The 21914-nt window shown below is 63.1% G+C and carries 25 protein-coding genes; 17 read left to right on the forward strand and 8 right to left on the reverse strand.

The window, feature by feature from the left end; translation table 11 throughout:
* Window positions 1-49 precede the first annotated feature (49 nt).
* Window positions 50-934 (forward strand): DMT family transporter, encoded by an 885-nt coding sequence (locus AC1D09_RS05735; protein ID WP_477660829.1) that lies wholly within the window; start codon window positions 50-52, stop codon window positions 932-934.
* A gap of 5 nt (window positions 935-939) precedes the next feature.
* On the opposite strand, the gene aroC is transcribed toward AC1D09_RS05735, so the two are convergent.
* The 5 genes from aroC to AC1D09_RS05760 form a co-directional block, all read right to left on the reverse strand.
* The gene (aroC, locus tag AC1D09_RS05740) at window positions 940-2040 is read right to left on the reverse strand and encodes a chorismate synthase (protein WP_477660830.1); all 1101 of its coding nucleotides are present in this window, start codon (window positions 2038-2040) and stop codon (window positions 940-942) included.
* A gap of 169 nt (window positions 2041-2209) precedes the next feature.
* Window positions 2210-2692 (reverse strand): DUF4760 domain-containing protein, encoded by a 483-nt coding sequence (locus tag AC1D09_RS05745; protein ID WP_477660831.1) that lies wholly within the window; start codon window positions 2690-2692, stop codon window positions 2210-2212.
* On the reverse strand, window positions 2689-3120 hold the full coding sequence (locus tag AC1D09_RS05750; RefSeq protein WP_477660832.1) for a DUF1810 domain-containing protein: 432 nt from the start codon (window positions 3118-3120) through the stop codon (window positions 2689-2691). The genes AC1D09_RS05745 and AC1D09_RS05750 overlap by 4 nt, the downstream gene beginning before the upstream one ends.
* 90 nt (window positions 3121-3210) lie before the next feature.
* Window positions 3211-4323, reverse strand: coding sequence for a restriction endonuclease (locus tag AC1D09_RS05755; RefSeq protein ID WP_477660833.1), 1113 nt, complete (start codon window positions 4321-4323; stop codon window positions 3211-3213).
* A gap of 72 nt (window positions 4324-4395) precedes the next feature.
* Window positions 4396-5007, reverse strand: coding sequence for a hypothetical protein (locus AC1D09_RS05760; protein WP_477700971.1), 612 nt, complete (start codon window positions 5005-5007; stop codon window positions 4396-4398).
* 217 nt (window positions 5008-5224) lie between these two features.
* Between AC1D09_RS05760 and AC1D09_RS05765 the strand changes: the two genes are divergently transcribed.
* On the forward strand, window positions 5225-5647 hold the full coding sequence (locus AC1D09_RS05765; RefSeq protein ID WP_477660835.1) for a cupin domain-containing protein: 423 nt from the start codon (window positions 5225-5227) through the stop codon (window positions 5645-5647).
* A gap of 261 nt (window positions 5648-5908) precedes the next feature.
* On the opposite strand, the gene AC1D09_RS05770 is transcribed toward AC1D09_RS05765, so the two are convergent.
* Window positions 5909-6565 (reverse strand): glutathione S-transferase, encoded by a 657-nt coding sequence (locus AC1D09_RS05770; protein WP_477660836.1) that lies wholly within the window; start codon window positions 6563-6565, stop codon window positions 5909-5911.
* Window positions 6566-6725: 160 nt separating this feature from the next.
* Here AC1D09_RS05770 and AC1D09_RS05775 point away from each other — a divergent pair, with 160 nt between their 5' ends.
* Window positions 6726-7946 (forward strand): polyhydroxyalkanoate depolymerase, encoded by a 1221-nt coding sequence (locus tag AC1D09_RS05775; protein WP_477660837.1) that lies wholly within the window; start codon window positions 6726-6728, stop codon window positions 7944-7946.
* A 43-nt stretch (window positions 7947-7989) separates the two neighbouring features.
* On the opposite strand, the gene AC1D09_RS05780 is transcribed toward AC1D09_RS05775, so the two are convergent.
* Window positions 7990-8802, reverse strand: coding sequence for an IclR family transcriptional regulator domain-containing protein (locus tag AC1D09_RS05780; protein ID WP_477660838.1), 813 nt, complete (start codon window positions 8800-8802; stop codon window positions 7990-7992).
* A gap of 167 nt (window positions 8803-8969) precedes the next feature.
* Between AC1D09_RS05780 and AC1D09_RS05785 the strand changes: the two genes are divergently transcribed.
* The 14 genes from AC1D09_RS05785 (at window position 8970) to arfB (ending at window position 21171) form a co-directional block, all read left to right on the forward strand.
* Window positions 8970-9932: a shikimate dehydrogenase family protein gene (locus AC1D09_RS05785; RefSeq protein ID WP_477660839.1), complete on the forward strand. Its 963-nt coding sequence runs from the start codon at window positions 8970-8972 to the stop codon at window positions 9930-9932.
* Window positions 9933-9977: 45 nt separating this feature from the next.
* Window positions 9978-11210, forward strand: coding sequence for an ABC transporter substrate-binding protein (locus AC1D09_RS05790; protein ID WP_477660840.1), 1233 nt, complete (start codon window positions 9978-9980; stop codon window positions 11208-11210).
* 113 nt (window positions 11211-11323) lie between these two features.
* The gene (locus AC1D09_RS05795) at window positions 11324-12199 is read left to right on the forward strand and encodes a branched-chain amino acid ABC transporter permease (protein WP_074575524.1); all 876 of its coding nucleotides are present in this window, start codon (window positions 11324-11326) and stop codon (window positions 12197-12199) included.
* Window positions 12196-13203 carry a branched-chain amino acid ABC transporter permease gene (locus AC1D09_RS05800; protein WP_007870925.1) on the forward strand — a complete coding sequence of 336 codons (1008 nt, stop codon included), beginning with the start codon at window positions 12196-12198 and terminating at the stop codon, window positions 13201-13203. Before AC1D09_RS05795 ends, AC1D09_RS05800 begins: the two co-directional genes overlap by 4 nt.
* Complete coding sequence (locus AC1D09_RS05805; RefSeq protein ID WP_477660842.1) at window positions 13200-13958, forward strand: ABC transporter ATP-binding protein; 759 nt, start codon at window positions 13200-13202, stop codon at window positions 13956-13958. The genes AC1D09_RS05800 and AC1D09_RS05805 overlap by 4 nt, the downstream gene beginning before the upstream one ends.
* Window positions 13959-14089: 131 nt before the next feature.
* Window positions 14090-14839: an ABC transporter ATP-binding protein gene (locus tag AC1D09_RS05810; protein ID WP_477660843.1), complete on the forward strand. Its 750-nt coding sequence runs from the start codon at window positions 14090-14092 to the stop codon at window positions 14837-14839.
* 31 nt (window positions 14840-14870) lie between these two features.
* Window positions 14871-15770, forward strand: coding sequence for a 4-hydroxyphenylpyruvate dioxygenase (locus tag AC1D09_RS05815; RefSeq protein ID WP_477660844.1), 900 nt, complete (start codon window positions 14871-14873; stop codon window positions 15768-15770).
* A 16-nt stretch (window positions 15771-15786) separates the two neighbouring features.
* On the forward strand, window positions 15787-16680 hold the full coding sequence (locus AC1D09_RS05820) for a sugar phosphate isomerase/epimerase family protein (RefSeq protein ID WP_477660845.1): 894 nt from the start codon (window positions 15787-15789) through the stop codon (window positions 16678-16680).
* A gap of 54 nt (window positions 16681-16734) precedes the next feature.
* Window positions 16735-17967, forward strand: a complete 1233-nt coding sequence (gene pcaB, locus AC1D09_RS05825; RefSeq protein WP_477660846.1) for a 3-carboxy-cis,cis-muconate cycloisomerase — start codon at window positions 16735-16737, stop codon at window positions 17965-17967.
* The gene (locus AC1D09_RS05830) at window positions 17964-18377 is read left to right on the forward strand and encodes a carboxymuconolactone decarboxylase family protein (protein WP_477660847.1); all 414 of its coding nucleotides are present in this window, start codon (window positions 17964-17966) and stop codon (window positions 18375-18377) included. Before pcaB ends, AC1D09_RS05830 begins: the two co-directional genes overlap by 4 nt.
* The gene (locus tag AC1D09_RS05835) at window positions 18374-19156 is read left to right on the forward strand and encodes an alpha/beta fold hydrolase (RefSeq protein ID WP_477660848.1); all 783 of its coding nucleotides are present in this window, start codon (window positions 18374-18376) and stop codon (window positions 19154-19156) included. Before AC1D09_RS05830 ends, AC1D09_RS05835 begins: the two co-directional genes overlap by 4 nt.
* A 1-nt stretch (window position 19157) precedes the next feature.
* Window positions 19158-20261 carry a Gfo/Idh/MocA family protein gene (locus AC1D09_RS05840; protein ID WP_477660849.1) on the forward strand — a complete coding sequence of 368 codons (1104 nt, stop codon included), beginning with the start codon at window positions 19158-19160 and terminating at the stop codon, window positions 20259-20261.
* A 21-nt stretch (window positions 20262-20282) separates the two neighbouring features.
* Entirely contained in the window at window positions 20283-20732 is a 450-nt protein-coding gene (gene aroQ / locus AC1D09_RS05845) for a type II 3-dehydroquinate dehydratase (RefSeq protein ID WP_413329618.1), read from the forward strand.
* Window positions 20733-20754: 22 nt separating this feature from the next.
* Window positions 20755-21171, forward strand: coding sequence for an alternative ribosome rescue aminoacyl-tRNA hydrolase ArfB (gene arfB, locus AC1D09_RS05850; RefSeq protein ID WP_477660850.1), 417 nt, complete (start codon window positions 20755-20757; stop codon window positions 21169-21171).
* Window positions 21172-21176: 5 nt separating this feature from the next.
* Here the strand turns inward: arfB and AC1D09_RS05855 are convergent, their stop codons facing one another.
* Window positions 21177-21788 carry a DUF6198 family protein gene (locus tag AC1D09_RS05855; RefSeq protein WP_477660851.1) on the reverse strand — a complete coding sequence of 204 codons (612 nt, stop codon included), beginning with the start codon at window positions 21786-21788 and terminating at the stop codon, window positions 21177-21179.
* Window positions 21789-21914 lie beyond the last annotated feature (126 nt).

A 21914-nucleotide genomic window follows, 5' to 3' on the forward strand; every position in this document is an offset into this window, starting at 1 on the left:
ACCAAACCCCTCCACAACGCCGCCTCCATTGCCGCCCGTGCGGCGTTTCATGCAAACCCGACACTTTCTCCAGCTCATCGCGATGTCCGCCCTCTGGGGCGCATCATTTCCCCTTCTTCGTATTGCGAGCCCGGCCCTGGGCCCCTGGGTGGTGGCGGCCACCCGCTGCACTTTGGCGGCCATTGTGCTCAGCCTGCTGATGAGCACGCTGCGCGACCGCTGGCCGCCGCGCAGTGCCTGGCCGCAGCTGACGCTGGTGGGCCTGTTGTCGGTGGTGATTCCGTTTGTGCTGTTCAACTGGGCGGCGCTGATCATTCCTTCGGGTTACTCGGCGGTGCTCAATGCCACGGCGCCGCTTTTCGGCGTGATGGCGGCTGCGCTGGCTGGGGAAGAGAAGCTCACGCGGGTGCGCCTCCTGGGTTGCGCTGTCGGTTTTGCGGGCGTGGCGCTGCTGGTGCAGCTGGGGCCTGTGGCGGTGACACCCACGGTGATTCTGGCGGCACTGGCTTGTGTAGTGGCTTCGGCCAGCTATGGTTTTGGCGCCATCCAGATGAAACGCGCGACCATGGCCTATTCGCCGCTGCCTTCGTCGGCGGTGGTACATGTCACCGGGGCGCTGATCCTGATCGTGCCGGGCGGCATTGCCGCGCCTGCGGCCGTCCTGACGCCCGGCGCGGTGGCGGCGGTCACGGTGCTGGGTACGCTGACCTCGGGCTTTATGTACTGGATCAGCATGCGGCTGATGCGCGAGATCCCGGCCAGCGCCACCACCTCGGCGGCCTTCATGATCCCGCTGTTCGGCGTGACCTGGGGCGGGCTGTTCCTCGGGGAGCCGGTCACGGCCAGCATGCTGCCCGGCTGCATCCTTGTGCTGTCGGCCACCGCGCTGATCACGGGCTTTAACCCGTTCCGCTCGGCGCCGCCTGAGCCTTAAAAAGGCTAGCTCGGTTTTGCCCGGCTGATGTTGGGCGTCGTGACAACAACATCGGCGTTCTGGGCCCGCTGGCGCAGCGCATGCTCCATCACCACCAGCGCCAGCAGCGCTTCGGCAATCGGCGTGGCGCGTATGCCCACGCAGGGGTCGTGGCGGCCCTTGGTCACCACCTCGGCCGGGTTGCCGGCCGTGTCGATTGACTGGCGTGGCGTGATGATGGAGCTGGTCGGTTTGATCGCGATCGACACTTCCAGGTCCTGGCCGGTGCTGATGCCGCCCAGTACGCCGCCGGCGTTGTTGGACAGAAATCCCTCTGGCGTCAGTGAGTCGCCGTGCGTGGTGCCGCGCTGCGTGACGCTGGCAAAACCGGCGCCGATTTCCACACCCTTGACCGCATTGATGCCCATCATGGCAAAGGCGATGTCGGCGTCCAGCTTGTCATACAGCGGCTCGCCCAAGCCCACCGGCACACCCGAGGCCGTCACGCGTATGCGCGCGCCGCAGGAATCGCCGGCCTTGCGCAAGGCGTCCATATAGTTTTCCAACTTTGAGACGTCGGCCACCGGCGCAAAGAAAGGGTTGTTGGGCACATGCTCCCAGGACTCGAAGGGAATGACTTCATCACCGACCTGCGTCATGCAGCCGCGAAACACGGTGCCGTATTTTTCGGCCAGCCATTTTTTGGCGACGGCACCGGCCGCCACCGTGGGCGCCGTCAGCCGCGCCGAAGAGCGGCCGCCGCCGCGCGGGTCGCGCAAGCCGTATTTGTGCAGGTAGCTGTAGTCGGCATGGCCGGGACGGAAGGTTTCCAGGATGTTGCTGTAGTCCTTGCTGCGCTGGTCGGTGTTGCGTATCAGCAGGCAGATCGGCGTGCCGGTGGTCTTGCCCTGGTAGACGCCGGAGAGGATCTCGACGGCATCAGGCTCGTTGCGCTGCGTCACATGGCGGCTGGTGCCGGGACGGCGGCGGTCCAGGTCGGCCTGGATGTCGGCCTCGCTCAATTCCATGCCCGGCGGGCAGCCGTCAATCACGCAGCCAATGGCCGGGCCGTGGGATTCACCGAAATTGGTGACCGCGAATAGGGTTCCTAGGGTATTTCCGCTCATGGGGGGATTATCCCAGAGGGGGCTGGAGTCGCCAAAAGCCGGATCCCGGCTCTTGGTGGAGCAAAAAACTAGCCAAATCCGGGATGGAGAGCGCTGGGTTAGCTAATGCTTTACCCGAGCGGTGCGATCAGGGTTGCCGGGACGCATCCCTCACTTGAAGAATTAGGCCTCACTGTTTGGTGGAGGCAATCTGGTTGCGCAACCAGTCAAAATTCGACCAATACTCGGGGTGCCCACCGGGTTTTGACCTCAACTCAGAAATATACGGAGAGAGCACTTGATGGCAGTGGGTAATGCTTGGCCCCCAGTTAATCACGATAAGGTCTACAGGGGCTAGCTTGGCGCGAAGCAGGCATGCAGCAACATCGTAGTTTGCGCACACCATGGCGGCCGAACGCTTCTCTTCATTTGTCCATTCCGAATGATGCTTTTGAGACAAAGCAGAACGAACACACTCACGAGCCTCACGCACCTCCGTGGACTGTAGGAAGTCAACCAAAGCAAGTAAACTTTGTGCCCGCGCCGCCTCTTGAGTAGCGACAATTTGGTCAACCATCACGCGAATCTGCTTATACAAAAACGCCAACGTAGCAAACGCAGTGATGGCGACGATGGCTTGCAACGCGAGAGTAAGCTTTTCGTAGTCTGTCATTTGCCTTTTCCTTCTTCGAGAAGTTTGATTGTCTTGGTGTCACGCATACCGTCGAGGAGCCGGCTTATTGCTTCCTCGAATTCCAATGGTGCGCCGGGCACAAGAGAAAACAAGGTCATGCAGGATGCAAATTTCAAGTCATCTGGAGACGGGAATATTTGTGACACAACTGGATTATTTTGATCGAGGATCGCGCGCGTGCAATCAATTAATCTACGTCCAAGTACCGGATGCTGGAGATAGCATCGTGCCTCAACCAAATCGGTGATGCCGTAAAGCTTAGCCATCTCGCTTTGGCCAAGTCCCTTGATCTGCGGAAAGATGAACCACATCCAATGACCTTGCTTCGCTCCAGCTCGCAACTCACGGAGTGCTGACTCGTATTCGGTACTCTGAGCCCGCTCGAATCGATGAAGCGAATGATGCATGCGTGTTCCCAATGAGAGGTTCTCGTGAAGGCTAACGCCTGACCTAAGTAAACCGTAGTAGACGAGTCCGCCGAAAGTAGAGGTTGGGTATCACTTGCGGAACACCTTGGAAAGCCATTCTTGAATTCCAAGGTAATCTTTTAAGCTGATTTGATTAGATAGCCGCGCCTGAAACTCCCTAGCGCCTTTCGTGAAGAAGGAAGTTGTCGCAAGTATGCCGGCCGTTGCACGCTCAGCCTGAACAACTCCATTCAGTTCGCGTATTAGGCCAACTCCAACTCGATGATCCGGTGAGTATTTTTTACACTCAACCACGTAAAGGAAAGACCCAAGGTCATCTCGCTTTGCTGCGTAGATGTCTTTTCCACCATCCTTCGACGCCGGCGTAAGTGTGACAACGTAGCCTAGTCGGTCCAACAGTTCAGCCACAAACTCTTCAAAGCGACGTGGCGTGATTTCATACAACAATTTGGGATCTGCGTATACCTTTGTGAGCAGATCGTCGGTAACCGATCGAACATCCACGATGATTTTTTGCTCTACCGCCGTCCCGCGGACGAGCGGCTGACCGTCTATCCCGACAATTCCTGAGTGACGGAACGATCTCAGATGTTCAATAATTTGTCGCGGTGTTTGCGAAGATGATCGCCGGTATTCTGCAGCAAGGCGTGCTGCGAATGGATTGCCACCTAGCGCATCGTAGATCTCAGCCTCTGACTCTGGACCATCACTCAAGAAACGGAGCTTCTGCAGAAATTCGTGAAAGTCAGTGCGATTGAGATTCGCTAACTGTAGCGTTAGATCCGCTTGGCCATACCATCCCTGGGACCTGGAGATGCAAATGATTCTGGCGGAAGGTCGAGATCGGCGAAGTTCGGAGAATTCGAGATACTGTTGTTGTGGCTGACGTGACTCCAGTTCGTCGAGAACCAAGAGATACGGTGCGGAAGGATTCGATACATGTGCCGCTACCGTTTCTTGCAGGGTTTCAAAGGGAGTTGCATGAACGTGATATGACCCTGCCGGAAAGGACTTTGCGTGCAGGTAAGCGAACATCATTGCCAGGGCCGTCTTGCCAGATCCTGCAGCGCCGGTTATTGCGACAACCTTCGCTTCTGGCAAGAGCAGTTCTCGAGAAAGAATGTCGAGCTCCTGTCGTCTGCCTGAGAAGCCTTGATCGAGCGAATATTTAGTCCAATCCATGATGTGGTGAAAAAGTTTTCCTATGACGTCTAGCGTTCGCTTAAGCGAACCGCCGTAGATAGGTGGTCCGAGTTAGGCCGCATGTTTTCGCCTCGTTGGGTACATCTGCTCGTCATGTATGACCGAAGCAAACGCCCTTTGAGCTTTCGCGAAGGTGGCCTTAGGGCCAATGATGTCTCGGGCCATTTCGTTGCCAAGCTGCTTCTCCTCGACCTCGACTTTCTTGGCAACAAAGCGCAGTAGCCTGAGAAACCGGCGTAAGTCTTTCTCTGCAAAGCCCGCAAAAAAGAAATTGTAGGAGCCGATCCCACGTGCAACTGAGTCTTGAGACTTCGCCGCAATCAGTAGTTCATTGTGTTCATGTTTCCCGGCCGGATGCGCTACGTGTTGATCTCGAATTTTCTTGAACTCTTCATGCGCACTCTCCAGTTGCGGATCATTCGCGAAAATGGCCTTGCTCAACGCTGATCGACGACCTGTCGAAAAGCAGCGGACATATGAAACCAACGCTTGAAACTGTAGGGCGGTGGCAAAAAGGGGCGCATGCTTATGAAGCGGAGGTGGCCCCAATAGAATTTGTGTGAACTCAATCGCATGTTTAAGATCGCCGCGAATCATTTGTAGGTCTTCAAGCCGTGCTTTGTGCCGATGCTCGAACGTGAAAAGACTGTACGAGGGCTTCATGTGTCGCAATCGGTTTTGGAGTGGCGTAGGCGTTTTAACTCGGACAAATGATGGTCTTAATCATCTCCGGACTATAGCTTTACACCATGCTGTCATCCCTGACGTCGCGCCCCTTTGATCAGAGTTAAGGGCGCTACAGCACGTAGTCTGGAACGCTTCATGCTTGCTGCACCGCACCAATCCCGAATTGGATGTCTTGGTGGAACAGGAGCACCCCATGCTGGACCGCAGCGCGACCAAGTTTTCCCACGTCAAACCCGGCGACACGCAGTTTGTCTCCGGTGGTTTGCGCGATTTCTTTCTGTACCGTGACCTCGGCATTGCCGACGCGACCAACGGCAAGGTAATCGCGCACCTTGTCAAGGCAAACATGGCACCGGAAACGGGCACGGGATGGCACCGACATGAGGCGGATTTCCAGATCGTCATCATGGTCAAGGGCTGGGCGCGCTTTATGTACGAAGACAAGGAAACCCTGGTCGAGGCCGGTGACGTGGTGCACCAGCGCCCGGGCATCAAACACTTCCTGTTCGACTATTCACCCGACATGGAATACCTGGAAATCGTCGGGCCGGCGGATTTCAAATCCATAGATGTCGACCCAGTTTGCGAAATCCCGCCCCCCACTCCATGGAAATAAAGGCCCCCACGGTCGCTCACTGCGTGTAGCTCCCTGCCCCCCGAGGGGGCCGCCCGCCTGTGGCCCGGCAAAGCCGGTTCCACGGCTCATGCTGGGTTTAAGAGTTCAGTTCGCAGAATCCGAGGGAGATATTTCACGAGCAGGGGCCGCGGGACTGGCTTTGCCAGACCGCAGGCGCCGCCCCCTTGAGGGGGAACAAGCTACACGCAGTGAGCTTGGACGGGGGGAGCTTAACTAAGCAGTGAGCCTGGACGGGGGTGTTCAAAACTCCGCGTCGAGTTCATCGATATCGTCAGGCTCCTTCTTCGCCTCGGCCACCCACTCCTTCATCGCCGGCAACTCCATGATGCGCTTGCAATATGCCGTGCAGGCCTTGTCCAGCGCCACGTCATAAGTCAAAAACCGCGTGACCACCGGCGCGTACATGGCGTCAGCCACCGACAGTTGCTTGCCGAACAGGTAGGGGCCGCCATAGGAGCCCAGGCATTCCTTCCAGATCTCCAGCACGCGGTCTATGTCGGCCTGTGCGCGGGACCAGACCTTGAAGTTCGGGAAATGGGCCTTGAGGTTCATGGGCAGCGCGGCGCGCAGCGAGGCAAAGCCCGAATGCATTTCGCCGCAGACCGCCCGGCAGTGCGCGCGCAGCTTGATGTCCGCCGGCAGCAGCTGCGCCTTGGGCTTGATTTCATTGAGGTATTCGGCAATCGCCAGCGTGTCCCAGACCTTGACGCCGTTGTGCTGCAGCGAGGGCACCAGCATGCTGGACGAGAGCAGCAGCATCTCGGCCTTCATGGCCGGGTCGTCAGGCGGGATCACTTTTTCGGTAAATTCCAGCCCGGCAAATTTCGCCAGCAGCCAGCCGCGCAGCGCCCAGGCGCCGTAGTTTTTGCTGCTGATCGTCAGGACGGCCTTGGCCATGAGATTGCTCCTTGAACCGCAAAGTTGGCCCCCACTGCCCGGGGCCGGCAACACTCCGCAAGCCCTGTGCCAGCGCGCGGGGCCTGCGGCGGCGACTGGCCCGTAACTTGCCTGCATGCCGGCTACCTGGGCCACAAGCCCGAACCCCGCCAGGAAACCCATGCTTTACCAGGCCTACCAGCTCCAGTCCGACCTGCTGTCCCCGCTTCGCCTGCTGGCGCAGGGTGGCAGCGCGGCCCTCTGGCTGGGCAAAACCGAAGGCAGCCTGCTGCGCAAGCTGTCGGCGTCCATGGAGGTGTTTTCGCGGCTGCGCCTGACGCATTCACGCCCGGCTTACGGCATCAGCTCGGTGAAGGTGGGTGAGCGCGAACTTGCCGTCACCGAGGAGGCCGTGCTCAGCATGCCTTTCGGCACCCTGCTGCGCTTTAAAAAAGAGGCGCCGGCCGATTTGCCTTACCAGCCGCCGGTGCTGCTGGTGGCCCCGCTGTCGGGCCACTTCGCGACGCTGCTGCGCGAGACCGTGCGCACGCTGCTGCAGGACCACGACGTCTACATCACCGACTGGCACAACGCGCGCGACGTCGCCCTACGCCACGGGCCCTTCGCGCTGGACGACTACATCGACCACATGATCCGCTTCACCCAGGCCATAGGCCCCGGCACCCACGTGGTGGCGGTGTGCCAGCCCTGCGTGGCGGCGCTGGCGGCCGCGGCCATCATGGCCGAAGACGACGACCCGGCCCAGCCGCGCAGCCTGACCCTGATGGCCGGGCCGGTGGATTGCCGCGTGAACCCGACCGGCGTCAACACGCTCGCCACCAGCAAGCCGATTGAGTGGTTCGAGAAAAATCTGATCAGCCACGTGCCGCTGCCGCACGCCGGCTATATGCGGCGCGTCTACCCGGGCTTTGTGCAGCTCAGCGCCTTCCTGAGCATGAACCTGGACCGCCACAAAAAATCTTTCCAGGACATGTACCAGCACCTGCTGGACGGCGACGTGGAAAAAGCCAACATCATCCGCGTGTTCTACGACGAATACCTGGCCGTCAACGACCTGCCCGCCGAGTTCTACCTGGAGACCGTCGAAAAAGTCTTCCAGACCTACGACCTGCCGCTGGGCAAGCTCAGCTACCGCGGCCGCCTCGTCAAACCCGCCGCGATCCGGCGCACCGCGCTGATGACGGTCGAAGGCGAGCGCGACAACATCTGCTCAGTCGGGCAGACGGTGGCGGCGCAGGACCTTTGCACCGGCATACGGCCTTATATGAAGACGCACCATGTGCAGACGGGCGTGGGGCATTACGGCGTGTTCAGCGGCCGCAAATGGAACCAGCAGATTTATCCCAGGGTCAGGGAGATGATTCATTCGAGTCTGGGATAGGACCCGGCCGAAGACAATCCCATCCCGACCAGCGACCGGAAAGCTAAATCAGATTCCTCATGGCCTGCGCCGTCTCGCGCAAAACAGACAAAACCCTCCCTGCCGCCTCTTCACTCGACTCATGCCCCATGGGCATGGTCACGCTGAGCGCGCCCGCCACGTCGCCATGCCGGTCGCGCAGCGGCACCGCGATGCCGCGGTAATTCAACTCCAGCTGCTGCTCGGAAATCGCCCAGCCCTGGGCGCGCACGCGGGCCAGTTCTATGCGCAGGCGGTCCTTGCTGGCGATGGTGTAGGAGGTGTAGGCCTTGAGTTCGTGGCTGTCCAGCCATTTTTCCAGCCAGGCGGGCTCGCGCATGGACAGCATCAGCAAACCCGCCGCCGTGACCTGGGCCTGCACGCGCGAGCCCAGCACATAGCCGGTGTTCATCGCGCGGCTGGAGCCGTTGCGCGCGATGTAGACGATGTCGTCGCCGTCCATCACGCTGACATACGCGCTTTCCTGGGTGCCGGCGGTCACGCGCTGCAAAAAGGGCTGGACGATGCGCGGCAGCCGGGCTGATTCGAGGTAGGACTGGCCCAGCCTGAGCACGCGCGGCGTGAGCCAGAACAGCTTGCCGTCGCCGGCCACATAACCCAGGTGTTCCAGCGTCAGCAGGTAGCGGCGCGCCGCGGTGCGTGTCATGCCGCAGCGCGCGCCGGCCTGGCTGGCCGTCAGGCGCGGGTTGGCGTCGTCAAAACATTCAATAATGCCCAGGCCTTTTTCCAGGCCGGCGATCCAGTCGCGTTTGTCGAGCGCGGGCGGGCTGGGCGCCTGCAGGGCGTCTGGCTGTGTGGGGGCGCTAGGCGTGCTCATAGGTCAAACCCTTGTTTCGGTCGATTGTCGATCATTATTGATCGATGATCGCTCAAATATCAAGGATATTCCTTTGAAGTAGCCCTATCGGTCTATAAAGTTCAGGCCATCAAGCGCTGATTAATCGATCATCGAACAATCGGCGAATTAACAAGGCGAACTTCGACATGCTTCCAACCGTCCAGGGCAATACCGATGTCTACCTGATTCCCGGCGATCCGGTGGAGCAGGTCCGGGCACCGGATGTCTTCAACCTGATCTTCAGAACCCTGGGCATCAATGCCGTGCTGGTGCCCGTGCATGTGGCGGCCGGCGACATCGAGACTTTTGTGCGCTCGGCCTTTCTGGCAAAGAACATCAAGGGCATGTTCCTGGCCATTCCCCACAAGTCGCTGGTCATGGGCCTGCTGTCGCACTGCAATGACTACGGCCGCGTGGCCGGCGCCGTCAACGGCATACGCCGCAACCCGGACGGCAAACTCGAAGGCGGGCTGTTCGACGGCAAGGGTTTTGTCTCTTCGCTCGACTACTTCGGCGTGGCCTACACCGGCAAGCGCGTGCTGGTGCTGGGCGCCGGCGGCGGCGCTTCGGCGATTGCCGCCTCGCTGGCGATTGCCGGCAGCCGCGCTCCGGCCGAGATCGCGCTCTACGACCCGGTGCCGGGCAAGGCCCTGGCGATCGCGTCGCGCATCGCCTCGGCGCCACAGGCCGCGGGCACGCTGATGCTGGCTGCCGCCGGCAGCGATCCTTCGGGCTACGACCTGGTCGTCAATGCTTCGCCGCTGGGCCTGCAGGCCGCCGACCCGCTGCCCTGCGATGTGTCGCGCCTGGCGCCGCATGCGGCCGTGGTCGACATCCTCATGAAAAACCAGCCCACACCGATGGTGCGCGCGGTGCGCGGCCGCGGGCTGGTGGCCCAGCCCGGCTTTGAGATGCTGATCCAGCAGGCGCCGGACTACCTGGAGTTTTTCGGCTATGCCGAGGCCGCCGAGGCGGTGCGACGCGACGCGACTTTTATCCGCGAGCATTTGTACCCGGCCGCGCTGGCGGGTGAAATCCGGCGTATCCCGGCGGGCGGCCGGGCGACGGTTTCCGGGGCGCACGCCAGTGCGCCGCAGGCCGCCCAGTGATGGCTTTTTTTGGACTGCATTGATTTTTAACCAGAGGAGACAAGCATGCAAAAACGATTCGCCCTTCAATTGATCGCGGCTTGCGCGCTGGCCATGGGCAGCACGGCCGGCTTCGCGCAAGATGTGATCAAGATCGCCAACATCGTGGAACTGTCCGGCGGCGGCGCCACGGCGGGTACCAACTTCAAGAACGGCGTGGAGCTCGCCGTCAAGGAAATCAATGCCGGCGGCGGCATCCTGGGCAAAAAAATCCAGACCAGCACCGCCGACACCCAAAGCAATCCCGGCGTGGCCAAGGGCCTGACGCAAAAAGCCATTGACGACAATGTGTTCGCCATCTTCGGCCCGGTGTTCTCCGGCTCCATCATGGTCAGCATGGCCGAGTCGCGGCGCGCCGAAGTGCCCAACTTCACCGGCGGGGAGGCGGCCAGCATCACCGAGCAGGGCAACCCCTACGTGTTCCGCACCAGCTTCACGCAGTCCACCGCCATGCCCAAGGTGGGGCGCTACATCAGCGACCAGGCCAAGCTCAAGAGCATTGCCGTCATCTACGTGAACAACGACTTCGGCAAGGGCGGCATGGACGCTATCCGCAAAGCCCTGGCCAACTCGCCGACCAAGATCCTCGCTGAAATTTCCACCGAACCCGGCCAGGTCGACTTCTCGGCCGCTGTGCTGCGCGCCAAACAAAGCAATGCCGACGGCGTGTTCGCCTATTCCAATGAGGAAGAGTCGGCGCGCCTGTTGCGCGAGCTGCGCAAGCAGGGCTGGACCAAGCCCATCATCGGCGAGACCACGCTGACCGGCCAGAAGGTCATCGAGCTGGCCGGCGAGGCCGCCAACGGCGCGATCGCCCACGTGGGCCTGACGGTGGACGCCCCGGTGCCCGCCATCCGTGCCTTCAAGGCCAAGTTCGAGAAAGAATACAAATACATCTCCGACCACAACGGCATGAAGGGCTACTCTGGTGTCTATGTGCTCAAGGCCGCGATTGAAAGAGCCGGCAAGCTGGACCGCAAGGCCGTGGCCGAAGCCATGAAGGGCTTGAAGGTCAACACCGACAAATACCCCGGCGCGCTGATGTACACCGAGTTCGACAACAAGGGCGACCTGGACCGCATGAGCTTCATGGTGGAAGTCAAAAACGGCAAGCAGGAAGTCATCGACATGGTGCCGCCCCTGGGACTGGCCACCCGCGACGTGAGCAAGGTCCTTCCCCTGGCTTCCGCCGCACCCGCACCCAAACCGGCCGCCTCCAAGCCGGCCGCCAAGAAGTGACGTAAACCCCGGCCGGCCGCGCGGGGCCGGCCGCCGGCGGGGCAGGGCGCAAGCCCCGTCCCACCGGAACCTCCGCTGACGACAACCGGCTTTCTCCACCATCGGACTTCTCCATGACGGACTTTCTCCAACTCTTTTTTTCGGGCCTGGCCACCGGCAGCATATATGCGCTGGCGGCACTGGGCTTCACCCTGCTGTGGCAGGCCTCGGGAACGATCAACTTCGCCCAGGGCGAATTTGTCATGTTGCCGGCCTTCATGATGCTGGCCTTCATCTCGCTGGGCGCACCCATGCTGGTGAGCTTTGTGATGGCGACGCTGCTGGCCGTGCTGCTGCTGGGCTGGGTCTTCAAGCGCGGCGTGGTGGACCCGCTCTTCAAATACGGCATGATGCCCATCGTCGTGGCGACCATAGGCCTTTCGATTGCGCTGCGCAACGGCGTGCGCGCCGGCTACAGCGCTGAAGCCCATCCTTTCCCCAGCCTCTTCGCCGACAAGCTGTTCAACATCGCCGGGGTCACGATCACCCTGCAGGACGTGGGCACCTTCGCGCTGGCGCTGGTGGTGGTGATGGCGACGCAGGCCTTCCTGGCCAAAACCGTGACGGGCCGCGCCATGCAGGCCGTCGCGCAAAACACCGAGAGCGCCTCGGTGCTGGGCATCAATGTGCCGCGCATGATTTTTTACACCTTCGCCATCAACGCCGTGCTGGCGGTGGTGGCCGCCTTGCTGGTGACGCCCACCTACCTTGCCAAGTTCGACATGGGCGAGGGCCTGGGCACCAAGGCATTTTTTGCCGCCATCATCGGCGGGTTCAACAACTCGCGCGGCGCGCTGCTGGGCGGCCTGATCGTGGGGGTGGCCGAAAACCTCGCCTCGGCCTACATCTCGCCCGCCTACAAGGACGCGGTGGCGCTGGTGATTTTTATGGTGGTGATTCTCTTCAAGCCACAAGGACTGCTGGGTAAAAAAGAGGAGCGCAAGGTATGAAGCTCGCCAACAACAAATTCGCCCTGGTGCTGACGGTCCTGGCGGCCCTGCTGGTGCTGGTGGTGCCGCAGTTCCTCAAGAACTACGGCATCTACCTGCTGACCTACTGGCTGGTCTTCATCGTCGCCACCATGGGCTTGAATCTCACGGTCGGCTATGCGGGCCAGAAGTCGCTGGGCCATGCGGCCTTCTTCGGCATAGGCGCGTACACCGTGGCCATCCTGATGAAGGCGGGGGTCAGTTTCTGGCTGGGCCTGCCGGCCGCCGCGCTGATCTGCTTTGCCGTCGGCCTGGTCCTGGGCTTTCCGGCGCTGCGCGTGCAGGCGATTTACCTGGCCTTCGCCACGCTGGGCTTTAACACCGCGATCTGGCTGGTGATGCGCAACGAGGAGTGGCTCACGGGGGGCACCTTCGGCATCAACAACATCGCGCGGCCCTCGCTGTTCGGCTACTCGCTCGAAGGCAACCTGGCCTACTACTACTTCGTGCTGGCGGTCACCTTGCTGCTGGCGGGCCTGCTGTGGGGCCTGCTGCGCTCGCCCTGGGGCAAGGCCTTCACGGCGCTGCGCGACAACCCGATACGCGCCGAAAGCCTGGGCGTGAACATCCGCAACTACACGCTGCTGAGCTTTGCCATAGGCGCGGTCTATGCGGGCATTGCCGGCGCGCTGTTCGCCTCGCTGGTGCAATTCATCGAGCCCGGGCCTTTCGCCGTGGCCGCGTCCATCATGCTGTACCTGATGGTGGTGGTCGGCGGCGCCGGTTACTTCCTCGGGCCTGTCGTCGGCGCCGCCGTGGGTGTGGTGCTGCCGGAATGGCTGCGCGACGTGCCCCTGGTGTCCAACTGGTATTTGCCGATGTTTGGCGCCGCGGTGGTGATTTTGATGGTCTGGCTGCCCGACGGATTGCTCAGCATTCCCGACCGCATACGCAGCAAGCGCGCGGCGCGCGAGGCATCCCAGGCACGCGCTGCGGCCGCCGGCCGGATCGGAGCGACGTCATGAGCAATGCATTGTTAAAAGTCACCGGACTCAAAAAGGCTTACGGCGCCATCCAGGCCGTGGGCGGTGTGTCCTTCGAAGTCATGCCGGGCGAGATCTTCGGCGTCATCGGCCCCAATGGTTCGGGCAAGACCACCATGTTCAACAGCGTGCTGGGCCAGATCACACCCAATGAGGGAGCTATCGAACTCAACGGCCAGAACATCACCGGCCTGTCGCCGCTGGAACTGAGCCGGCGCGGCGTGGGCCGCACCTTCCAGACCCTGCAGGTCTTCGGCAAGATGACGGTGCGCGACAACCTCATCGTGGCCGCGCAGGAGCACAAGGGCAGCATGTTCAGCCGCATGTTCGCGCCCGGCGATTCAGGCCTGGGCGACAAGGCCGACGCGCTGATCGACCAGTTCCGCATACGCCACGTGGCCGACAAGCTGGCCGGCACCCTGAGCTACGGCCAGCAGAAGCTGGTGGACATCGCCATGGCCTTTATGGCCGAGCCCGACCTGGTGCTGCTCGACGAGCCCTGCGCCGGCGTGAACCCCAGCCTGGTGGGCGGCATCTCCTCGCTGCTCAAGGAGCTCAACCAGAACCCCAAGTTCGGCCGCAAGAGCTCTTTTGTCGTGATCGAGCACAACATGGATTTTGTGATGGACCTGTGCCACCGCATCATGGTGATGGTGGAGGGCAAGGTCATGGCCATCGGCACACCGGCGGAAATCCGGTCGAACAAAGAAGTGCTGGACGCGTATCTTGGGAACTAGCCCCCTGTCTCGGCTCACTTCGTGTAGCCGGAATCCCCCTCAGGGGGACAACCGCTGCGGCCCGGCAAAGCCGGTTCCGCGCCGTTACTGGGAAAAGCGATAGACAGGTGCTTCGTAGAGATTGGATTGATATGACAAGCGATATTTGCATTGAATTCGACGACGTGGTGGCGGGTTACAAGGATTTCATGATCCTGAACAACCTGTCCTTCAAGGTCAGGCGCGGCTCCATCACCCTGCTGCTGGGGCCCAACGGCGCGGGCAAGTCCACCGTGCTCAAAACCCTGTTCGGCCTGCTCAAGCCGCGCCAGGGCCACATCCTGCTGGACGGCGAGGAGATCTCGGGCGCCAGCCAGAAAGAGCTGCTGGCCAAGGGCATTGCCTTTGTGCCGCAGGGCCGCAACCTGTTCGGGCAGCTGACCGTGTTCCAGAACCTGGAACTGGGCGGCATCACCCTGGGCACCAAGACCACGCATGAGCGCATTCCCGAAGTATTGGAATTTTTCCCGCGCGTGAAGGAGCGTTTGCATTCCCAGGCCTCGGCGCTGTCGGGCGGCGAGCAAAAGCAGCTCGAGATCGGCCGCGCGCTGCTGCTGCGCCCCAAGGTGCTGCTGATCGACGAGCCCTCCATAGGCCTGTCGCCCATGGTGGTGCAGGACGTGTTCAAGTTGCTGCAAAAGCTGGCGGCCCAGGGCACGACGGTGCTGATGGTCGAGCAGAACGTCAAGAGCGCGCTCAAAATATCGGACGACGCCATCGCGCTGGAGTCGGGCCAACTGGTGTTGCACAAAAAAGCGTCCGAACTGCTGGCTGACCCGAACATCGAGCGCCTGTTCCTGGGCGGCGGCCATGTGCCGGGCGCGACCGTGAAGGCCGCCTGATCTGTCTGGAACACCTGACCGGGAGAACACCATGAGCACCGCCACACAAGCCCCCACCGACCGCGAAGCCATCCCCGAAGTCGCCAACCCGCTGGGCATGGACGGCATCGAGTTCATCGAATACACCACCTCCAAGCCGCAGGCCCTGGGCCAGGTGCTGGAGATGATGGGCTTCAGGCCGGTGGCGCGGCACCGCTCGCGCGAGGTCATGCTGTACCGGCAGGGCGGCATGAACGTCATCGTCAACGCCCACATTCCCGCCATGCCCGACGGCGCGGCCCCCACCGACAAGCCGGTGATCGCCGCCGTCGCGCTGCGCGTGCGCGACGCGGCCGAGGCCTACCGCCGCGCCCTGGCGCGCGGCGCCTGGGCCGTGCCTTCGCGTGTCGAGGTGATGGAGCTCAACATCCCGGCCATCCACGGCGTGGGCAAGAGCCGCATTTATTTTGTCGATCGCTACGAGACTTTCTCGATCTACGACGTGGACTTCGTGCCCATCCCGACCGTGGACCCGCGCCCGCCGGCCGTGGCCGGCCTGCATTTTTTCGGCGTCGTGCAGTACATCGGCAACGACCGCACCGAGGACTGGGCCGAGTTCTACCGCGAGCTTTTTGGCTTCACCGACCTGCCCGACGACCAGCGATTCGGCATACTGCCCAAGGGCCGCATCCTGCGCAGCCCCTGCCCGGCGGCCTCGCGTTTTTACCTGCAACTGATAGAACCCGAAGCCAGCGTGCTGGACGTGGAGGGCGACGAAGCCCTGCAGCGCGTGGGCCTGGGCAGCCCCGACGTGCTGGCTTCGGTGGCCGAACTCACCAAGCGCGGCGTGGAGTTTGTCGAATCGCGCGGCGTGCACACCGAGGACCGCGGCGCGCTGACCCGCACCTGGATGGGCAGCGTGAGCTTCGAGCTGGTCCACAACGAGCGCTGAACGGGCGGCACACACCATGAGCCACTACAGCGGAAACATTGACGACTTCGGGATGGACACCATCTCGCTCGCGGGGCCGCTGGAGGCCAAGCTCAAGGCCGTACGCGAAGCCGGCTTCACGCAGATCATGCTGGCGGCCAGGGACATCGTCGGCCATCCCGAGGGCATGCAGGCCGCCGTCGCGGCGGTGCGCGCCAGCGGCCTGCGCGTCACGGGTTTTCAGGTGCTGCGCGACTTCGAGGGCCTGTCGGGCCACCTGCACGACTACAAGATGGACATCGCCAAGTCCATGCTGGACATGTGCCATGCGCTGGACTGCCGGCTGCTGCTGGTCTGCTCCTCGACCTCGGTGCATGCCACGGGCGAGACCGACGCGCTGGTCAAGGACCTGCGCAAGCTGGCCATGCTGGCGATCCCGATGAACATCAAGATCGCCTACGAGGCCCTGTCATGGGGCCGCGTGGTCAACGAGTTTCCGCAGGCCTGGGAGATCATCTGCCAGGCCGACATGCCCAACCTGGGCCTGGGCTTTGACTCCTACCATATGTTCGCCACGAACACCTCGCTGGAGGAGCTCGACATCCTGGACCCGGACAAGATTTTCCTGGTGCAGCTGGCCGATTTCATGTGGACCGAGATCAAGTCGATCGAGGAGCGCATCGCCACCGCCCGGCATTTCCGCGTGTTCCCGGGCGAGGGCGTGCACAGCGAGGCGCTGGCCACGCTGGTGACCCGGCTGCACGGCCTGGGCTACCGCGGCGACTACAGCTTTGAGGTGTTCAACGACGACTACCAGCAAATGCCTTTGCCCTCGGTGGCGGAGCGCGCCTGGCGCTCGGCCCTGTGGCTGGGTGAAGACGTGCTGCGCCGTTCAGTCCCCTTGCCCAACCAGATGCGTTTAAAGCGGTAAACGACAAGCGGTGAGGCCCTATGCCGGATTTGATTATTTTGAGAGTCCCATGGAATGAGCAGTATTTTTGAAGGTTTCCTCTCCACGCCCGAAGTCCTGGATGCATTCAGCGAGCGCAACTTCATTGATGCGATGCTGCGCTTTGAGGCCTCGCTGGCGCGCGCCCAGGCCGGCGCCGGCCTGATTCCCGAGGCGGCCGCGCAGTCCATCGTCGGCACCTGCAAGGTCGAACTCTTCGACGTTGCCAAGATCGTGCGCGAAAGCGGGCGCGCCGGCAGCATCGCGATCCCGCTGGTCAAAAGCCTCAAGGAGACCGTGGCGCTGTTCAACAAGGAGGCCGCCGCTTATGTGCATTTCGGCTCCACCTCGCAGGACGTCATAGACACCGCGCTGGCGCTGGTGACGCGCAATGCGCTGAACCTGGTCGAGGCCGACATCCGCAAGGCGGTGGCGGCCCTGCTGGTGCTGGCGCGCCGCCACGCGGCCGACCCGGTAATGGCCCGCACCCTGATGCAGCCGGCGTCGGTCACGAGTTTTGGTTTTAAATGCGCGGGCTGGGCCGCGCCGCTGGCGCGCAGCCTGCTGCGCCTGCGGGCCGCCGGCGACAACGCGCTGGCCGTGCAGCTGGGCGGCGCGGTGGGCACGCTGGCGCAAATGCAGGGCAAGGGCCCGCAAATCATCGCCCACATGGCCGCCGACTTGAAGCTCAAGGCCAGCGCCTTTCCCTGGCACACCCAGCGCGACGAATGGGTGGCGCTGGGCTGCGAGCTGGGCCTGCTGGTGGGCAGCCTGGGCAAGATCGCCAAGGACATTTCGCTGATGGGCCAGTACGAGATCGGCGAGCTGGCCGAGCCCACCGAGCCCGGGCGCGGCGGCTCCTCGGCCATGCCACACAAGCGCAACCCGGTGGCCTGCATGGTGGCGCTGGCCGCCAGCGTGCGCGCGCCGCAGCGCGTGGCCGCCTTGCTGGCTGCCATGCCGCAGGAACACGAGCGCGCGCTGGGCAACTGGCAGGCCGAGCTGGCCGAATGGCCGGGTCTGCTGATGTCGGCGCACGGCTCGGTGCGCGCCATGGCCCATGCGCTGCCCGGCCTGCAGGTGGACACCCAGCGCATGCGCGCCAACCTCGATGCATTGCGCGCTGAGCTGCCGCCCGATGCGGCCGAGGAGTGGTTTAACCCCGAACTGGCCAAGCAGGCCGCGGCCCAGGCCCACGCCCAGGCCGATGCGCTGCAGGCCTTGGTTTCGCACCCCGACGACAACAAACGCAGCAAGGTGAGTTCATGAGCAACGCGAAAAGTGACAACGAAAAAGGCATGGTCAACCGCCGGCGCGTCCTCGGCGACGCCTGGGTGGACAAGTCCATCGCCAAAAGCAATGCCTTCAACAGCGAGTTCCAGGACCTGATCACGCGTTATGCCTGGAACGAAATCTGGGGCCGGCCGGCGCTGGGCGACAAGACGCGCCGCCTCATGGTGCTGTCGACCATGATCGCGCTCAAGGCCTATGAGGAGTTCGTGATGCATGTGCGCGCCGCGCTCGACGGCCCGCCCGAATCGCGGCTCACGCCCGACGAAATCAAGGAAGTCATCTTGCAGGCCGCGATTTATTGCGGTGTGCCCGCGGCCAACCACGCTTTCGCGCTGGCCGGCGAGATCCTGCGCGAAAAAGGCCTGCTGCCGGAAAGCCAAGCATGAAAAAACCTTATCTGCACTGGGCCCGGGAGGGCAGCGGCCCGGTGGTGGTGCTCAGCCATGCGCTGGGCTGCGAACTCGGCATGTGGGACGGCGTGGCGGCTGCGCTCAAGTCGCGCTACACCGTGCTGCGCTACGACCACCGCGGCCACGGCCGCTCGGAAGCCGTGCCCGGCTCCTACAGCATGGCGATGCTGGCCGATGACGCGGCGGGCTTTATCGCGGCGCAGGGCGGTGGCCCCGTGCATTTTGTGGGCCTGAGCATGGGCGGCATGACGGCGCAGGCGCTGGCCGCGGAATATCCCCAGCTGGTCAAAAGCATCACGGTCGCCAATGCCGCGATGTATTACGACGAAGCGGCGCGCGCCATGTGGGCGGCGCGTGTGCAGACGGTACTGGCCCAGGGCATGGAAGCGATTGCCGACGGCGCGCTGCAGCGCTGGTTCACGGCGGAGTTCCGCGCCGATGAAACAGGCGGCGGCAAGCAGCGTGTGGCCGCCTTGCGCGAACGGCTGGTGGGCACCGACGCGACGGCCTATGCCGCGAGCTGCAAGGCGGTGTCCGGCATAGACTTTCGCGCCAGCAATGGCGGCATCCAGTGCCCGGCCCTGGTGATTGCCGGCACGCGCGATGAGGCCACGCCCGTGGCCATGTCCGAGGCGATCTGCAAGAGCATTCCGGGCGCCCAGCTTGAAACCTTGCCGGCCGCGCACCTGAGCGCGGTCGAGCAGCCGGCTGCCTTTGCCGCATTGCTGGAGCGCTTTTTCGAAAGCCAGGGCTGAGATGGCGCAGCCAGCCGCTGTGGTGCGGGGCATTGCGGTCGCGGGCGCCGGCGTCATAGGCCGGCGGCATATCGAGCTCATACAGGCCAGCCCGCGCACCCGCTTGTGCGCTGTGGTGGATCCGCAGCCGGCCTCGCGGGACTTTGCCGCGGGCCTGGGCGTGCCGCATTTTGAAAGCCTGGAGGCCTTGTTCGCAGGGCCGGCCGCAGCCCGCCCCCAGGGGGTGATCCTGGCCACGCCCAACCATTTGCATGTGCCCGGTGCGCTGGCCTGCGCGCGCCAGGGCGTGCCGGCGCTGATTGAAAAACCCGTGGCCGATTCCCTGGAGGCCGGCCTGCAATTGGCCGAGGCGCTGGCCAAGCAATCCACACCCATGCTGGTGGGCCACCACAGGCGGCACAGCGGCACGTTGCAGGCGGCGCGGCACGCCATCCGGTCTGGCCTGCTGGGCCGTGTGGTCACGGTGGCGGGCAGCGCGCAGTTCTACAAGCCGGCTAGCTATTTTGCGCAGGGCGCCTGGCGCGCGCAGGCTGGCGGCGGCCCCATCCTGATCAACCTGATCCACGAGATGGACAACCTGCGCTACCTGTGCGGCGAGCTGGAATCCGTCCACGCCCTCGCATCCAACGCGGTGCGGCAGTTCGCGGTGGAAGACACGGCCGTGATGACACTGAAATTCGCCAGCGGCGTGCTGGGCACGTTTACGCTCTCGGACACCGTGGCCTCACCGCGCAGCTGGGAGCAGACCTCGGGCGAGAACACGGCGTATGCACGCTATGCCTCGCAGGACTGCTATTTCATCGCCGGCACACAGGGCTCGCTGGCCGTGCCCACCCTGCAGGCCTGGACCCATGGCCCCGACAGCCGCGGCGAGCCCGGCTGGATGACGCCTTTCACCGAACAGACCCTGGCCCTGGAGGCAGTGGACCCGCTGCAGGCGCAGCTGGACCATTTCTGCGATTTGATGGACGGCAAGGCAGAGCCGATAATCACGGTCGCGGATGCCTTGCAAAGCCTGCTGGCCGTGGAGGCCGTGCGGCGCTCGATCGCCACCGGCGAAACCGTCGCGCTGCGGGACCTGGCAGCCAACCCTCGTCAACCCTGAACCCCTGGAAAGACTTGCTTCATGAAAACAGCCCTGGTCCTCAACGGCCCCAACCTCAACCTGCTGGGCACGCGCGAACCGGCCGTGTACGGCTCGCAGACTTTGGCCGACGTCGAGGCGCTGTGCGTCCAGGCCTGCAAGGCCCACGGCTTCAAGCTGGACTTCCGGCAAAGCAACCACGAAGGCGCGCTGATAGACGCAATCCATGAGGCGGGCCGCGCGCAGGCCGCCGGCACCCTGGCCGGCGTGGTGCTCAATGCGGGCGCTTACACCCATACCAGCGTGGCCCTGCACGACGCCATCAAGGGCGCGGGCGTGACGCTGATCGAGCTGCACATCAGCAATGTGCATGCGCGCGAGGCCTTCCGCCACCACTCCTACATCTCGCCGGCCGCCAAGGCCGTCATGGCCGGCTTCGGCGTCAAGGGCTACGCCCTGGCCATCGCAGGCCTGGCCGAACTGGCCGGCTGAAGCGGCCCGGGCGCCGACTGGCATGGCCGCGCCGCCTAAATTTCCGGTTGACGAACGCGAGGTCGAGTTCAGCGCCATACGCGCCCAAGGCGCGGGCGGGCAGAACGTCAACAAGGTTTCCAGCGCCATTCATTTGCGCTTTGACATCGCTGCATCATCCTTGCCCGATGCCGTCAAGGAACGCCTGCTTGCCAGCAGCGACAGCCGCATCACGCAGGAGGGGGTGCTGGTGCTCAAGGCGCAGCAGCACCGAACGCAGGAAATGAACCGCGCCGACGCGCTGGCGCGGCTGCAGGAGGTGGTCGATGGGGTTTCCACACCGCCCAAGGCGCGGCGGGCGACCAAACCGACTTATGGGTCCAAGCAGCGGCGGCTGGCGGGCAAAAGCCGGCGCTCGGACATCAAGTCGTCACGAGGCAAGGTGGGCGGAGGCGATTGAGCCGCTCAAGTCACCGTATAGCGGCCAGGCTTGTGATTGACCCACAGGAACAGGCTCATCAGCACGGCGGCCATCACGGAATAGCTGACGCGTTCGGGCGGCACCACCAGCAAGGCCAGCAGCACCACGATGGCGTCAATGGCCATCTGCACCTTGCCTGCGCGCCAGCCGTGCTTTTCCTGCAGGTAAAGCGTCACGATGGTGGCGCCGCCCAGACTGGCCCGGTGCCGGGCCAGGAAGAGGCAGCCGCTTCCCAGCAGCAGGCCGCCCACCAGCGCGGCATACAGCGGATGGATGTCCGCGATATCAAGCACCCTGGGCGACCAGTCCGCCAGCAGCGACAGCAAGGCAATCGACAGGAATGTCTTGAGGGTGAACTCGCGCCCCATGCGGGTCCATGAGAACCAGTAAAAGGGCAGGTTGACCAGAAAGAACAGCTTGCCGAAACTGATGCCGGTGGCGTAGTGCAGCACAAAGGCCATGCCGGCCGTGCCGCCCGTCAACAGCCCTGCCTGGTTGAAGATCACCATTGCCAGCGACACAAACAAGGTCCCCGTGAAGATGCCCTGCGCATCGTCAAAGAGGGTGTGGCGTTCAGGGACTGAGGATTGGGCCATATCGGAAACTGGAAGAGCGCCGGCGGACGGCACTTCAGGCTCAGCATGATCCATGCCAAATGGCGCCCACCCGCCAGGCCTGTCCGGCCGCCGGATCGTAGCCAAGGGCGTTACAGGGGTCTAGCC

This window comes from Polaromonas sp. P1_A2, from assembly GCF_056406895.1.

Excerpts from the sequence above, each read along its gene's own strand:
- AC1D09_RS05835 (WP_477660848.1), top strand. The coding sequence starts at position 18,374 with ATGAAAAAACCTTATCTGCACTGGGCCCGGGAGGGCAGCGGCCCGGTG.
- arfB (WP_477660850.1), top strand. The coding sequence starts at position 20,755 with ATGGCCGCGCCGCCTAAATTTCCGGTTGACGAACGCGAGGTCGAGTTC.
- AC1D09_RS05815 (WP_477660844.1), top strand. The coding sequence starts at position 14,871 with ATGAGCACCGCCACACAAGCCCCCACCGACCGCGAAGCCATCCCCGAA.
- AC1D09_RS05785 (WP_477660839.1), top strand. The coding sequence starts at position 8,970 with ATGCTTCCAACCGTCCAGGGCAATACCGATGTCTACCTGATTCCCGGC.
- AC1D09_RS05790 (WP_477660840.1), top strand. The coding sequence starts at position 9,978 with ATGCAAAAACGATTCGCCCTTCAATTGATCGCGGCTTGCGCGCTGGCC.
- AC1D09_RS05795 (WP_074575524.1), top strand. The coding sequence starts at position 11,324 with ATGACGGACTTTCTCCAACTCTTTTTTTCGGGCCTGGCCACCGGCAGC.
- AC1D09_RS05780 (WP_477660838.1), bottom strand. The coding sequence starts at position 8,802 with ATGAGCACGCCTAGCGCCCCCACACAGCCAGACGCCCTGCAGGCGCCC.
- AC1D09_RS05755 (WP_477660833.1), bottom strand. The coding sequence starts at position 4,323 with ATGGATTGGACTAAATATTCGCTCGATCAAGGCTTCTCAGGCAGACGA.
- AC1D09_RS05760 (WP_477700971.1), bottom strand. The coding sequence starts at position 5,007 with ATGAAGCCCTCGTACAGTCTTTTCACGTTCGAGCATCGGCACAAAGCA.
- aroQ (WP_413329618.1), top strand. The coding sequence starts at position 20,283 with ATGAAAACAGCCCTGGTCCTCAACGGCCCCAACCTCAACCTGCTGGGC.
- AC1D09_RS05805 (WP_477660842.1), top strand. The coding sequence starts at position 13,200 with ATGAGCAATGCATTGTTAAAAGTCACCGGACTCAAAAAGGCTTACGGC.
- AC1D09_RS05735 (WP_477660829.1), top strand. The coding sequence starts at position 50 with ATGCAAACCCGACACTTTCTCCAGCTCATCGCGATGTCCGCCCTCTGG.
- AC1D09_RS05745 (WP_477660831.1), bottom strand. The coding sequence starts at position 2,692 with ATGACAGACTACGAAAAGCTTACTCTCGCGTTGCAAGCCATCGTCGCC.
- AC1D09_RS05775 (WP_477660837.1), top strand. The coding sequence starts at position 6,726 with ATGCTTTACCAGGCCTACCAGCTCCAGTCCGACCTGCTGTCCCCGCTT.
- AC1D09_RS05750 (WP_477660832.1), bottom strand. The coding sequence starts at position 3,120 with ATGCATCATTCGCTTCATCGATTCGAGCGGGCTCAGAGTACCGAATAC.
- AC1D09_RS05770 (WP_477660836.1), bottom strand. The coding sequence starts at position 6,565 with ATGGCCAAGGCCGTCCTGACGATCAGCAGCAAAAACTACGGCGCCTGG.
- AC1D09_RS05840 (WP_477660849.1), top strand. The coding sequence starts at position 19,158 with ATGGCGCAGCCAGCCGCTGTGGTGCGGGGCATTGCGGTCGCGGGCGCC.
- AC1D09_RS05820 (WP_477660845.1), top strand. The coding sequence starts at position 15,787 with ATGAGCCACTACAGCGGAAACATTGACGACTTCGGGATGGACACCATC.
- AC1D09_RS05765 (WP_477660835.1), top strand. The coding sequence starts at position 5,225 with ATGCTGGACCGCAGCGCGACCAAGTTTTCCCACGTCAAACCCGGCGAC.
- AC1D09_RS05855 (WP_477660851.1), bottom strand. The coding sequence starts at position 21,788 with ATGGCCCAATCCTCAGTCCCTGAACGCCACACCCTCTTTGACGATGCG.
- AC1D09_RS05830 (WP_477660847.1), top strand. The coding sequence starts at position 17,964 with ATGAGCAACGCGAAAAGTGACAACGAAAAAGGCATGGTCAACCGCCGG.
- aroC (WP_477660830.1), bottom strand. The coding sequence starts at position 2,040 with ATGAGCGGAAATACCCTAGGAACCCTATTCGCGGTCACCAATTTCGGT.
- AC1D09_RS05810 (WP_477660843.1), top strand. The coding sequence starts at position 14,090 with ATGACAAGCGATATTTGCATTGAATTCGACGACGTGGTGGCGGGTTAC.
- AC1D09_RS05800 (WP_007870925.1), top strand. The coding sequence starts at position 12,196 with ATGAAGCTCGCCAACAACAAATTCGCCCTGGTGCTGACGGTCCTGGCG.
- pcaB (WP_477660846.1), top strand. The coding sequence starts at position 16,735 with ATGAGCAGTATTTTTGAAGGTTTCCTCTCCACGCCCGAAGTCCTGGAT.